Annotated in this window: 13 protein-coding genes, 1 tRNA gene and 1 riboswitch; of the genes, 10 read left to right on the plus strand and 4 right to left on the minus strand. The window is 44.4% G+C overall.

Annotation, left to right across the window (positions count from 1 at the left end):
• The 3 genes from rsxB to KIV41_RS06900 form a co-directional block, all read right to left on the minus strand.
• Window positions 1–594, minus strand: coding sequence for an electron transport complex subunit RsxB (gene rsxB / locus KIV41_RS06890; RefSeq protein ID WP_005439677.1), 594 nt, complete (start codon window positions 592–594; stop codon window positions 1–3).
• Window positions 595–597: 3 nt separating this feature from the next.
• Window positions 598–1,176, minus strand: a complete 579-nt coding sequence (rsxA, locus tag KIV41_RS06895; RefSeq protein ID WP_005425202.1) for an electron transport complex subunit RsxA — start codon at window positions 1,174–1,176, stop codon at window positions 598–600.
• Window positions 1,177–1,521: 345 nt separating this feature from the next.
• Window positions 1,522–1,597: transfer RNA gene (locus KIV41_RS06900), tRNA-Asn, on the minus strand.
• Window positions 1,598–2,155: 558 nt separating this feature from the next.
• Here KIV41_RS06900 and uvrB point away from each other — a divergent pair.
• The 3 genes from uvrB to luxU all read left to right on the plus strand — a co-directional run bounded on the left by uvrB (window position 2,156) and on the right by luxU (window position 6,284).
• Window positions 2,156–4,186 (plus strand): excinuclease ABC subunit UvrB, encoded by a 2,031-nt coding sequence (gene uvrB / locus KIV41_RS06905; RefSeq protein ID WP_010449384.1) that lies wholly within the window; start codon window positions 2,156–2,158, stop codon window positions 4,184–4,186.
• A gap of 395 nt (window positions 4,187–4,581) precedes the next feature.
• Window positions 4,582–5,943 carry a quorum-sensing sigma-54 dependent transcriptional regulator LuxO gene (gene luxO, locus KIV41_RS06910; protein WP_045394388.1) on the plus strand — a complete coding sequence of 454 codons (1,362 nt, stop codon included), beginning with the start codon at window positions 4,582–4,584 and terminating at the stop codon, window positions 5,941–5,943.
• Window positions 5,940–6,284, plus strand: a complete 345-nt coding sequence (gene luxU / locus KIV41_RS06915; protein WP_010449380.1) for a quorum-sensing phosphorelay protein LuxU — start codon at window positions 5,940–5,942, stop codon at window positions 6,282–6,284. Before luxO ends, luxU begins: the two co-directional genes overlap by 4 nt.
• 46 nt (window positions 6,285–6,330) lie before the next feature.
• On the opposite strand, the gene yvcK is transcribed toward luxU, so the two are convergent.
• Window positions 6,331–7,221: a uridine diphosphate-N-acetylglucosamine-binding protein YvcK gene (gene yvcK, locus KIV41_RS06920; protein ID WP_010449378.1), complete on the minus strand. Its 891-nt coding sequence runs from the start codon at window positions 7,219–7,221 to the stop codon at window positions 6,331–6,333.
• A gap of 180 nt (window positions 7,222–7,401) precedes the next feature.
• Window positions 7,402–7,535, plus strand: a riboswitch (molybdenum cofactor riboswitch).
• Here yvcK and moaA point away from each other — a divergent pair.
• The 7 genes from moaA (at window position 7,524) to oppB (ending at window position 13,573) form a co-directional block, all read left to right on the plus strand.
• A complete protein-coding gene (gene moaA / locus KIV41_RS06925) occupies window positions 7,524–8,513 on the plus strand; it encodes a GTP 3',8-cyclase MoaA (RefSeq protein WP_038885128.1) in 990 nt (329 codons plus the stop codon). (Overlaps the previous riboswitch by 12 nt.)
• Before the next feature lie 100 nt (window positions 8,514–8,613).
• Window positions 8,614–9,126: a molybdenum cofactor biosynthesis protein B gene (moaB, locus tag KIV41_RS06930; RefSeq protein WP_005433210.1), complete on the plus strand. Its 513-nt coding sequence runs from the start codon at window positions 8,614–8,616 to the stop codon at window positions 9,124–9,126.
• A gap of 26 nt (window positions 9,127–9,152) precedes the next feature.
• Window positions 9,153–9,629, plus strand: coding sequence for a cyclic pyranopterin monophosphate synthase MoaC (gene moaC, locus KIV41_RS06935; RefSeq protein WP_005439664.1), 477 nt, complete (start codon window positions 9,153–9,155; stop codon window positions 9,627–9,629).
• The gene (gene moaD, locus KIV41_RS06940) at window positions 9,629–9,886 is read left to right on the plus strand and encodes a molybdopterin synthase sulfur carrier subunit (RefSeq protein ID WP_010449371.1); all 258 of its coding nucleotides are present in this window, start codon (window positions 9,629–9,631) and stop codon (window positions 9,884–9,886) included. Before moaC ends, moaD begins: the two co-directional genes overlap by 1 nt.
• A 1-nt stretch (window position 9,887) precedes the next feature.
• Complete coding sequence (moaE, locus tag KIV41_RS06945) at window positions 9,888–10,343, plus strand: molybdopterin synthase catalytic subunit MoaE (RefSeq protein WP_010449369.1); 456 nt, start codon at window positions 9,888–9,890, stop codon at window positions 10,341–10,343.
• Window positions 10,344–10,914: 571 nt separating this feature from the next.
• On the plus strand, window positions 10,915–12,546 hold the full coding sequence (locus tag KIV41_RS06950) for an ABC transporter substrate-binding protein (RefSeq protein WP_010449367.1): 1,632 nt from the start codon (window positions 10,915–10,917) through the stop codon (window positions 12,544–12,546).
• 106 nt (window positions 12,547–12,652) lie between these two features.
• Window positions 12,653–13,573 (plus strand): oligopeptide ABC transporter permease OppB, encoded by a 921-nt coding sequence (gene oppB, locus KIV41_RS06955; RefSeq protein WP_010449365.1) that lies wholly within the window; start codon window positions 12,653–12,655, stop codon window positions 13,571–13,573.
• The last annotated feature ends 14 nt before the right edge of the window (window positions 13,574–13,587 follow it).

Genomic DNA, 13,587 nt, shown 5'->3' on the forward strand with positions numbered 1-13,587 from the left:
TTATTTAATTGAATCAGTCACGTTCGCTGCATTGGCAGCATCCGTAATGTTAACCACTGGAATGGCGTTAAGTTTCCATTTCCAGCTCTCTGTGGTGGTTTCCACAGGAATCATTTCAATACAGTCAGTTGGACAAGGCGCAACGCACAAGTCACAACCCGTACATTCGTCTTTGATCACGGTATGAAGGGCTTTAGTACCACCAACAATCGCATCGACAGGACACGCTTGGATACACTTGGTACAACCGATACACATGTCTTCATGGATGAAAGCAACGGTTTTGACTTTGCTATCGAGATCGTGTGCCGACTCTTCCGCTTCAACGCCCATCAGATCTGCCAGTTTCTCGATCGTCGCTTGACCACCTGGAGGACATTTATTGATTTTGTCGCCGTTAGCGATCGCTTCAGCGTATGGACGACAACCAGGGTAGCCACACTGACCACACTGAGTTTGCGGGAGAATAGAGTCGATTTGATCGACAATTGGATCCGCTTCGACTTTGAAGCGAATCGATGCAAAACCGAGTATCGCTCCGAAAACAGCAGCGAGGGCAGCAAGAGCGATGATCGCAATTAAAATCGTACTCATCGTTTACTTCACCAAACCTGTAAAGCCCATAAAGGCAAGAGACATAAGGCCTGCGGTGATCATCGCAATCGATGCGCCTTTAAATGGCACAGGTACATCAGCTGCAGCAATACGTTCACGCATTGACGCAAATAGGATCAGTACCAAAGAGAAGCCAACCGCTGCGCCAAAACCGTAAATGATCGATTCGATAAAGTTGTGGTTCTCGTTGATGTTAAGTAGAGCAACACCCAGAACCGCACAGTTCGTTGTGATCAGTGGTAGGAAGATACCCAATAGACGATAAAGTGTCGGGCTGGTTTTGTGCACGACCATTTCGGTGAACTGTACAACAACAGCGATCACCAAAATAAAGCTCATGGTTCGTAGATATTCGATGCCCAGTGGACGCAAAACATAGCTTTCCACCAAGTATGCACACACAGACGCGAGCGTTAGTACAAAAGTTGTAGCTAAGCCCATGCCAATTGCTGTTTCCAGTTTTTTAGACACGCCCATAAAAGGACACAAGCCTAAAAACTTCACCAGTACAAAGTTGTTCACCAGCACAGTGCCGACCAACAACAAAATATATTCGGTCATAGTTATTACGTTCTTAAAATCCGATCCCAATATTATCGTGTTTTGTGACACCAATAACAACCAGAGAACGGTGTGGTTTTATGCACCCGATGGAAAATTATACGTGTATGTGATGTGAGCGGATGAATTAATAAGAAATTGAAAAGTTTGGTGAATGGTTGTTAACAAAGTAAAACGCAATTAGTGCTGCTGATTTAACGTGGCTTTGCTGGTAGTCAACTAACATCAGGGGAAGAACAAAAGCGTGTTTCTGGGAAGAGCTTTTGTTGCAAGAGAGGTGGTAGTTTGTATAGGTGGATCGCTAGATACGAAAAAGCCGCGTCTTAGACGCGGCTTCTCTGAATTTGGCTCCTCCTGCTGGACTTGAACCAGCGACCTGCGGATTAACAGTCCGTCGCTCTACCAACTGAGCTAAGGAGGAATTGCTTTGTTTGAAAGCGGGGCGAATCTTACCGAGCACCTATGTTTCTGTCAACACCAAAAAATAGATTTTTCGCAAAAAAGAATAGTTTTTTTTCTTTACTTTTTTGTACACCTTGCCAGTTAAGGGCTGGAGTTACTTATCCACCAAAATTGTGGATAACTATGTTGATGAGATCTGAGTAAAGATCTTTTATATGCAACAGTGCTGGTTTGTTTTGAATTTTTAATCAGAAATATGCACTGAATAATCATATAAAACAGTGATTTATTTAAATCGACGCAAAATTGCTTAAAGTGGATAAGATTTGGTCTTTTGGGGATAAAGGATAATATTGGGTGTTTCTGGGGAAAAGTTGTGGAAACTAAATTGTGATGATTTGGGGACGTTCATCAACTAGGGCGAAAGACTATAACAGAGTCGCCTGAGTAAGGCTAGATCAAAGTAAAGAAAGCGCAAAAATTAATTACAATGAGCTATAAATCTAAAATAGACGTAGATTTCATCTAACAAGGTGTATATATATACAGCCAAAGTGCAGTAAATTTGAGGAAGGGTATGAGTAAAGTTTATGAACTGGTCTCTGAATATCAGCCATCTGGTGATCAGCCAACCGCGATTAAGCAGTTGTTAGAAGGGTTAGATGCTGGTCTTGCCCATCAGACACTGTTGGGTGTAACGGGGTCGGGTAAAACATTCACACTGGCAAATGTGATCGCAGAAGCACAGCGACCAGCGATTCTTCTTGCCCCTAACAAAACCTTAGCTGCTCAATTGTACGGCGAAATGAAGTCTTTCTTTCCCAATAACGCGGTGGAATACTTTGTGTCGTACTACGACTACTACCAGCCAGAAGCGTACGTTCCGACCACGGATACGTTTATCGAGAAAGACGCTTCAGTTAACGCGCATATTGAACAAATGCGTTTGTCCGCTACAAAAGCACTACTAGAACGTAAAGATGCCATTATTGTCGCGTCGGTATCGGCTATCTATGGTTTGGGTGATCCAGAATCGTATCTACAAATGATGTTGCACTTACGTCGCGGTGATGTGATTGATCAGCGCGATATGCTACGCCGCCTTGCAGAGCTGCAATACTCACGCAATGACGTTGCATTTGAACGTGGCCAGTTCCGTGTTCGAGGTGAAGTGATTGACATCTTCCCGGCCGAATCAGACCAAGATGCTGTACGTGTAGAGATGTTTGATGATGAAGTCGATTGCATTAGCGTATTCGACCCATTGACTGGAGTGGTCAAACAGCGCGACTTGCCGCGTTATACTATTTATCCAAAGACGCACTATGTTACGCCACGTGAGCGTATTCTTGATGCGATTGAAAGCATCAAAGATGAGCTTGAAGTGCGTAAGAAGCAGCTTCTGGATAACAATAAGCTTCTAGAAGAACAACGCATCAGCCAACGCACTCAATTCGATATTGAGATGATGAACGAGCTGGGCTTCTGTTCAGGTATCGAAAACTACTCTCGTTACTTGAGTGGCCGTGCTGAGGGTGAGCCGCCACCGACACTATTTGATTATTTGCCTCACGATGGTTTGCTGATCATCGATGAGTCCCACGTGACGGTTCCGCAAATTGGCGCGATGTATAAAGGTGACCGTTCCCGTAAAGAAACACTGGTTGAGTTTGGTTTCCGCCTGCCTTCAGCGTTGGATAACCGTCCGATGAAGTTTGAAGAATTCGAAGCGATTTCGCCGCAGACGATATTTGTCTCGGCAACACCTGGTAATTATGAGCTGGAAAAATCAGCCGACGAGATAGCTGATCAGGTTGTGCGTCCAACAGGTCTACTCGACCCTGAGTTAGAAGTTCGCCCAGTTGCCACTCAAGTCGATGATCTGTTGTCTGAGATTCGAATCCGTTCTGCGAAAGAGGAGCGTGTTCTGGTAACGACACTAACTAAGCGCATGGCGGAAGACTTAACCGAGTACCTGCATGAGCATGATGTTAGAGTTCGCTACCTTCACTCTGATATCGATACGGTAGAGCGTGTCGAGATTATCCGTGATCTTCGCTTAGGTGAGTTTGATGTGCTGGTGGGCATCAACTTATTACGAGAAGGCCTGGACATGCCAGAAGTCTCATTAGTAGCGATTCTTGATGCGGATAAAGAGGGCTTCTTGCGATCTGAACGCTCCCTGATTCAGACGATTGGACGAGCGGCACGTAACCTCGAAGGTAAAGCAATTCTGTATGCGGATTCGATCACCAAGTCGATGAAAAAGGCGATGGACGAAACCGACCGCCGTCGTGAAAAACAGCGAGCTTACAATGAGAAGATGGGTATTGAGCCACAAGCTCTGAAACGTAATATCAAAGATATTATGGAGCTAGGGGATATCACTAAGTCGAAGCGTCAGCGTAACAATAAGCAAGTACCGTTATCGAAAGTGGCTGAGCCTTCGCAAACCTACGAGGTAATGTCACCACAGCAACTAGATAAAGAGATCAGTCGTTTGGAAGCGGCAATGTACCAGCATGCGCAGGATCTTGAATTTGAACTGGCGGCACAAAAGCGTGATGAGATTGAGAAGTTACGCGCGCAGTTCATTGCAAATAGTTAGCCTGATTAGCGGTAATTTGATTACCGACAAAATGCCCAAGTGCTTATGTTTCAATACTTAGGATTGAATATTTAGTGCACTTGGGTGATTCGGCATTCTTGAATCGAAGACAAAAAAAAGCCAATAGGCAGTCGGGTCTATTGGCTCATTGCGTGAATATAGAATTCACAAACAACGTCAGTTGGCTAGGTGACCCGAGGGGTCACATCATGTAACGCATACATCGTGCCATTCTTCATCTCATTGATCTGTATACTTTCCTAATTTAGCATTTCATTTTATTACGATTGTTTATTTGCAAAATGCAAAGCGTAATGCGATTATTATTTAAAACACAACGATAAATTGGCTAGGTTATGCAATCTAATGAAGGTCAAAAGTCTCGCTATCTATTGATGGTCGAAGACACCGCATCCGTCGCAGCGTTATATCGCTCCTATCTAACACCTCTTGGTATTGATATTAATATCGTTGGCACTGGGCGTGATGCTATTGACAGCTTAAAGCACCGAATCCCAGATTTAATTCTGCTGGATCTGCGTCTACCCGATATGACAGGTATGGATGTTCTCCATGCGGTTAAAGAGAGTAACCCAGACGTCCCGATCATTTTTATGACGGCACACGGCTCTATTGATACGGCCGTAGAGGCAATGCGTCATGGTTCCCAAGATTTTTTAATTAAGCCCTGCGAAGCCGACCGATTGCGTGTCACGGTGAATAATGCGATCCGCAAAGCAACCAAATTAAAGAATGAAGCTGACAACCCTGGCAATCAAAATTATCAAGGCTTTATTGGCAGTAGCCAAACCATGCAGCAGGTTTACCGCACTATTGATTCTGCTGCGAGCAGTAAGGCGAGCATTTTCATTACTGGTGAAAGTGGCACGGGTAAAGAAGTGTGTGCGGAGGCGATTCACGCAGCAAGTAAGCGTGGAGATAAGCCGTTTATCGCCATCAACTGTGCAGCAATTCCGAAAGACCTTATTGAAAGTGAACTGTTTGGTCACGTAAAAGGTGCTTTCACCGGTGCGGCTAATGATCGACAAGGTGCGGCAGAACTGGCTGATGGCGGCACGCTGTTCCTTGATGAGCTGTGTGAAATGGACTTGGATCTTCAAACTAAGTTATTGCGTTTTATTCAAACGGGTACGTTCCAAAAGGTCGGTTCTTCTAAAATGAAGAGCGTAGACGTGCGCTTTGTGTGTGCGACCAACCGCGACCCATGGAAAGAGGTTCAAGAAGGCCGTTTCCGTGAAGACCTTTACTATCGTTTGTACGTAATTCCATTACACCTCCCACCACTACGTGAACGTGGTGAAGATGTAATTGAAATTGCTTATTCATTGCTTGGCTACATGTCGCATGAAGAAGGGAAGAGCTTTGTACGTTTCTCTCCAGAGGTAATAGAGCGATTCAATGATTACGAATGGCCTGGAAACGTTCGCCAATTGCAAAACGTGTTACGTAACATTGTTGTCTTGAACAGCGGTAAAGAGATTTCTTTAGACATGTTACCGCCACCATTGAACGCGCCAATGACTAAGACACCAATGCCAAGAGCCGTTGAAATCGAGAGTTTTTCTGCTTCTGATATTATACCGTTGTGGATGACAGAGAAGTCCGCCATTGAACAGGCTATAGAGGCTTGCGATGGCAATATACCGAGAGCTGCTGGGTATTTGGATGTAAGCCCTTCAACGATTTATCGTAAGCTCCAAACTTGGAATCAAACCGAAGAGCAGAAAAAGGCATGAACAAGGAAGTGTTAAATCAACAAAAAATTGATGAGTTGTCTGATGAAATAGGTAGTGAAAATGTTCCTATTCTTTTGGATATTTTCCTCGGTGAGATGAACTCATATGTCGACAATCTAAACGCTGATTCCAGTGATGGCCAACTTGTGTATTTGAAAGAAATCAGCCATGCATTGAAGAGCAGTGCGGCGAGTTTTGGTGCCGACCGCTTATGTGACTTAGCGATTCAAATTGATCATAAAGTGAAGCGAGGAGAGTCATTAAGCCATGATGGTGATGTGTCTATGATGCTTGACACGCTGAAGGTTACACAAAAGGCTTATTTGAGCTGGGGTCAATGATAGACGTATACAAAAAAGAGGCATAGCGCCTCTTTTCTAATGTCTCTTATAGCGTTAATTGGTCAACAATCGCTTGTTTTAACTTATCACGATCATGTCGCCAATCTCGATTGGTAGAAGCAAGTGATTGTGTGACAACATTCCAGTGTGCATTTACCTCATCATCCGCATCTTCCGCCAAAACTACGTCAATCTTTCTGCCTTGGCAGGCGCGCTCACACCATTCTAATTTCTGTCTCAAAGACATTAAGCCAGCGGGACCAAATTCAGGGCTCAAGTTGGCAACGAATATAAGTTTAGCACTATGGTTATTCGCAATGGCTTTCCCAAGTTCCGGAAGTAGCAAAGGTGGCATTATGCTGGTTAGAAAACTGCCTGGGCCTAGGATGATTGCATCAGCCTGTTCTAGAGCTGTGATCGCTTCTTTTGTCGCAGGGACTTCTGGAGAAAGATCGAGACGACGCAGTTCTTTGTTCATCTCGTCTACATTGGTCTCACCAGTTACTAGTTGGCCGTCAACCGCAAGTGCTGTCAGGTCAGATGGGTGCTCTGACATCGGTAAGATGTTGACGTCTACTTTCAGCATGTTGCGGATCAAGTTGATAGCATCAAGAGGCCGCACTGATAGGTGATCTAAAGCCGTCAACATTAGATTACCTAGGTTATGTCCATCAAGTTCGCCAGCGCCACGAAAACGATATTCAAACATCATTGAGCTGATAGAAGGCTCCGTGATGAGCTGGTTGATGCAATTACGTGTATCTCCCCAAGCAATACCGCCTTGGCAATGACGAATTCGCCCAGTTGAGCCACCATTATCTGTTGTTGCTACAATTCCGGTTGCATTTTCGCCGAAGTCTTTCAAAGCCGATAGCATTCGACCTAGACCATGGCCACCGCCAACCGCGGCAACCTTTTTGTCGTTATAGATTTTCATCGTGTTCTTCTAATATTTTTTGTCATAACCGACTACAATTTATCTTATTGAGTAATAGCCGTGTACTCACTAGGAAGTAAATTGTGTTTCTACAGAGATTTTTATCGATTAAGGCTAGATTCCATTACGAATATTAAGTATTTTACACGGCAAAGCTACCAAGTGCTTATATTATAGTGCTGGTTGCCATAACTCCGAGCTTACTATGCTAAGTCCAAGGATAAGCATTTTGAGCCAGTGACATTCTGTCACAAGGGCATAATTGGAAATGATTATGCCTCCCGTGTTTGGAAAGGTGTTCCGTGGCGCAACAATTCGAAGACAAATTTCATCGTAAGTTCTATTACTTGCGTCTGTCTGTGACCGACGTATGTAATTTCAAATGTACCTATTGCCTTCCTGACGGCTATAAGCCATCGGGCAATAAAAACTCGTCTTTTTTATCTCTCCCTGAGATCAAACGTGTCGTCAAAGCGTTTGCTGATTGTGGTACCTCAAAGGTACGTATCACAGGTGGCGAGCCGAGTTTACGCAAAGACTTTACTGACATTATTCACTCAGTCGCAACCACGCCGGGTATCAAAAAAGTCGCGACAACGACTAACGGCTACCGCATGGCGAAGCAAGTGGCGGACTGGCATGACGCTGGCCTCACGCACATTAACGTGAGTGTGGATAGTCTTGACCCACGTATGTTCCATCAAATTACAGGTGAAAATAAGTTCACTGAGGTGATGAATGGTATCGAACGTGCGTTCGAAGTGGGTTATGAGCAAGTCAAAGTGAATGTGGTACTGATGAAAGACCTCAACCACAACGAGCTACCTGCTTTCCTTAACTGGATTAAAGATCGTCCCATCCAACTGCGTTTTATAGAATTAATGCAGACGGGAGAAATGGATGATCTGTTTGCCAAGCATCATGTCTCTGGTGTGGCAATCCGAAATCAATTAATCGCCAACGGTTGGTTACTTAAAGTACGTTCTCATAATGATGGTCCTGCACAGGTATTTGTTCATCCAGATTATAAGGGTGAAATTGGCCTAATCATGCCGTATGAGAAAGACTTCTGTGAGAGCTGTAACCGACTTCGTGTATCGGCTATGGGTAAACTGCATCTATGTCTGTTCGGTGAGCATGGCGTGGAATTACGTGACCTATTAGAACGTGACGAGCAAGAGGAAGAATTGATTGAACGTATTCAAGCGCAGCTGCAAACGAAATCCGTTAGTCACTTCTTGCACGATGGCAATACAGGTATGACGCCACATCTTGCGTCTATCGGCGGCTAATTCCAATCAGATTTTACATCGGGAGCTGACGTGGCTTCTGATGATTTTTCCAGAATCGATACCCTGCGTATCAAAAGCAAATTAGAGAATAGGTGAACAAATGGGTCACGCTGAAAGCAAATTTCAACCTGCAAACATTGCCGTTCTAACGGTATCTGACACTCGTACTGAAGAAAACGACACTTCTGGTGGCTACCTAGTTGAGCACGCGAAAGAAGCGGGTCACAACGTTGTCGATAAACAAATCGTTATCGATGACATGTACAAGATTCGTGCGATCGTTTCTCAGTGGATTGCTGACGAAAATGTACAAGCAATCATGATCACAGGCGGTACAGGTTTCACTTCACGTGACAGTACGCCAGAAGCACTTAAGCCGCTATTTGATAAAGAAGTAGAAGGCTTCGGTGAACTATTCCGTTTGGTTTCTTACGAAGAGATTGGTACTTCAACGATTCAATCTCGCGCGATTGCAGGCTTTGCTAACCATACCGTTATCTTCGCGATGCCGGGTTCTACTGGTGCGTGCCGTACTGGTTGGACGAAGATCATCAAGCAACAGCTAGATGCAAGCCACCGTCCTTGTAACTTCATGCCACACCTATCTGTATAACCTTTCCTAAAAGCGAAGGAAAAACAATGACCCAATTTACACATATCAACGCGTCTGGCGAAGCTAACATGGTGGACGTATCAGCAAAAGCAGAAACCGTTCGTGAAGCACGTGCTGAAGCGTTCGTGCACATGGCACCAGAAACACTACAACTTATTGTTTCAGGCCAACACCACAAAGGTGATGTGTTTGCGACTGCTCGTATTGCTGGTATTCAAGCTGCTAAGAAAACATGGGATTTGATTCCTCTTTGTCATCCTCTGTTGCTTTCTAAGGTTGAAGTTCAACTGGAAGCTATAGAAGCAGAAAACAAGGTACGTATCGAATCTGTATGTAAGCTAGCGGGTAAAACAGGCGTGGAAATGGAAGCGCTGACGGCGGCTTCAGTAGCAGCTTTAACGATTTACGATATGTGTAAAGCGGTGCAGAAAGACATGGTTATTGAACAAGTTCGTCTACTAGAGAAGACGGGCGGTAAATCAGGACACTTCAAGGCGGAATAATGATTAAAGTACTTTTCTTTGCTCAAACGCGAGAGCTAGTTGGTATGGATGGTCTAGAACTTGAAGGCCAGTTTGATAATGTAGAAGCCATTCGAGTTCACCTTGTTGAATCGGGTGCTGACAAAGAAGGCAAGTGGGATTTAGCGCTAGAACCAGGCAAGTTACTGGCTGCGGTAAACCAGTCTATCGTACCTTTAGACACTGTAGTGAAAGCGGGCGATGAAGTTGCCTTCTTCCCACCGGTAACAGGGGGCTAATATGGATCCTCGCGTTTCTGTACAAGCTGAAGACTTTTCGGTCGATCAAGAGTACCAACGTCTATCAGAAGGCACGGCCTCTGGTGCGGTAGTTACCTTTATCGGTAAAGTTCGTGATATGAACCTTGGTGATAACGTGGTTGGTCTTCACCTAGAGCATTATCCGGGTATGACGGAGAAAAGCCTGATCGACATCTGCGATGAAGCGGAATCACGTTGGCCTTTGTTAGGTGTGCGCGTTATTCACCGTATTGGTGATCTCGATACAGGTGACCAAATTGTTTTTGTTGGTGTGTCCAGTGCACACCGTGGTGCGGCATTTGATGCTTGCGAGTTCATTATGGACTTTCTAAAGACCAAAGCACCATTCTGGAAAAAAGAACGCACCACCAGTGAAAACCGCTGGATTGAATCGCGAGATACCGATCATCACGCAGCGCAGCGCTGGGAGAAATAACTCCTTTTCTATCGCGAGTAGCTACCTATGGCCAAGTTGTTTAGATGACTTGGCCTTTTCCATTTCCAGACCTTCCTCTCTTCAAATTAGCTCCCACTAAACGAGGGCTAAATAACTTCTCTAAATACCGTACATTTCACTTGTTTACCGAACGGTGATCCTGTTCACAATAAAAAATCTTGAACAAGATATAAACAATAATTTGTTAGACTTGTACCATGGCAAATGTTAATTAATATGTGTATATCTAGCATAAGATGCTATCAAATCGTTTAAATTTAGATTTATCGAAAGTTTCGCCTGTTAAATGATATCTCATATCCCCATTTTGCTAGCGAATACTTATTAACTAGTATTTATTGCTGAATATGAATGGTATTTACAGAATTATTAGTTTTTTTGCTACATTTTTATGGCAAATTACTTCAATGATTGCTAATGTGTGCCGCAGTCTTTGTAAGGTTTTAGAGTTTTGTGCTCAGAAAGTGCGCTAAAAAGTTCTAAAATGCTGACCGTTCCAGTCCCTTGCAGAGAAGTCATGGATGCTAATGAAAAACTCGGAGTTTTACGCATGTATAAGAACAAAATCACTCAAGCCCTTCTTCTAGGTGCTGGTCTGGCAGTGGCTGCCGCTTCTACTACCGCTTTTGCTGCTGATGTTCCAGCAGGTACTAAACTAGCTGATAAACAAGAACTTGTTCGTGGTAACGGTACTGAAGTTGCGACAATTGACCCGCATAAATCTCAAGGTGTTCCTGAGTCACACGTGATTCGTGATCTTCTTGAAGGCTTGGTGAATCAGAATGCAGATGGCGACACTATCCCTGGTGTTGCTGAAAGCTGGGAAACCCCAGACAACAAAACCTTCACTTTCCACCTACGTAAAGACGCAAAATGGTCTAATGGCGAGCCTGTAACAGCACAAGACTTCGTGTTCAGCTGGCAGCGTGCTGTCGATCCTGCAACTGCTTCTCCTTATTCTTGGTACATGGAATACACCAAGATGAAGAATGCGAAAGATATCGTTGCGGGTAAAAAAGACAAAAGCGAGCTAGGTGTTAAGGCGACTGATGATCACACTCTAGTCGTTGAACTAGATACTGCGGTTCCTTACTTTGTAATGATGACTGGCCACACAACAATGAAACCAGTTCACAAAGGAACAGTTGAGAAGTTCGGTGATCAATGGACGAAACCAGAAAACTTCGTAGGTAACGGCGCTTATGTAGTAAACAACTGGGTTGTGAACGAGCGTCTAGAGCTGACTCGTAACGAACAGTACTGGGATAACGACAAAACTGTTATCAACAAGGTTACTTTCCTACCTATCGAAAACGCAGTAGCGGAAATGAACCGTTTCCTATCTGGCGAGATCGATTTCACATCAACGCTACCGACCGAGCACTTTAAGCGTCTGCAAAAAGAGCATCCTGAGTCAGTATCGGTTGAGGGTAGCCTGTGTACTTACTACTACTCATTCAACACGAAGAAAGAACCATTTAACGACGTTCGTGTTCGTAAAGCGATTTCTTACGCCATTGACCGTGATATCGTTGCAAAAGCAATCCTTGCTCAAGGCCAAAAACCAGCATACTTCCTAACGCCTGAAATTACAGCGCACTTCGACCCTGAGCTACCAGTTTACGGTAAGATGACGCAAAAAGAGCGTAACGCAGAAGCTGCACGCCTTCTTGAAGAAGCGGGTTACGGTAAAGGCAATCCACTTAAGTTCTCTCTTCTTTACAACACGAACGAGAACCACAAGAAGCTAGCTGTTGCTCTAGGTTCAATGTGGAAGAAAACGCTTGGTCTAGACGTTACACTAGAAAACCAAGAGTGGAAAACATACCTATCTACTAAAGATCAAGGTGATTTCGAAGTTGCACGCGCTGGTTGGTGTGGCGACTACAACGAAGCATCTTCATTCCTAACCCTTATGGTTAGCTCGAACACTACTGGTGGTCAGCACTGGGGTAGTAAAGAGTACGACGCACTGATCGACAAAGCACTTAAGTCGACTTCAGAAGAGGAGCGTACTCAAATTTACCTAGATGCTGAAAAGCTGATGGCGAAAGAAATGCCAATCGCACCAATTTACCAGTACGTGCGTTCACGTCTACTAAACCCGCACGTTGGTGGTTTCCCTGCTAACAACGCGGAAGAGAAGATCTACTCAAAAGATCTTTACATCAAAGCTAACTAATCGTTTAGCTTCAAAACTATAAGAATAAGGCACACGCGCATCCGCCAGGCTGCGTGTGTTGCCTATCATCAATTTTTTAACTGTCACAGACTGAAAGAGTGAGTTTATGCTTAAATTCATCGCAAAAAGGATATTTGAGGCGATCCCAACAATGTTGGTTTTGATCACCGTATCTTTCTTTCTCATGCGTTTCGCACCGGGTAACCCATTCTCGAGCGAGCGTCCATTACCGCCAGAAGTTATGGCGAACATTGAAGCCAAATACGGCCTAGATAAGCCAGTATTTGAGCAATACACCACGTATTTGACTAACGTAATCCAAGGTGACTTTGGCCCTTCATTCAAATACTTAGATTACACAGTAAACGAGCTAATCTCGGTAGCACTACCAGTATCGGCGAAGGTAGGCTTCATTGCCTTTATCTTCACGGTGATTCTGGGGGTAACGATCGGCACCATAGCCGCGCTTAAACAAAACTCGTGGCTTGATTACACCATTATGTCGACGGCGATGCTTGGGGTCGTAATGCCATCCTTCGTACTAGCGCCTGCTCTGATTTACTTGTTCTCGCTCCACTGGAATTTATTCCCTGCGGGTGGTTGGCATGATGGCTCATGGCAATACTTAGTGCTGCCAGTTATTGCTATGTCACTGCTTTATGTTGCCACGTTTGCTCGTATCACTCGTGGTTCTATGATCGAGACATTGAACAGTAACTTTATTCGTACTGCTCGTGCGAAAGGTCTAAGTTACCGTTACATCATCCTGAAACACGCATTAAAACCAGCGTTACTTCCAGTTGTGTCCTACATGGGACCAGCGTTTGTCGGCATTATTACCGGCTCGGTGGTTGTTGAGACCATCTTTGGTCTGCCTGGTATCGGTAAGCTGTTCGTAAACGCAGCCTTCAACCGTGACTACTCGCTAGTAATGGGTGTAACCATTCTGATTGGTTTCCTATTCATCTTGTTCAACGCTATCGTTGATATTCTGCTAGCAATGATTGACCCGAAAATTCGCTACTAACAGGGAAGTATGGT

The sequence above is a fragment of the Vibrio sp. D401a genome (assembly GCF_030248515.1).
Classification (GTDB): Bacteria; Pseudomonadota; Gammaproteobacteria; order Enterobacterales; family Vibrionaceae; genus Vibrio; species Vibrio rotiferianus.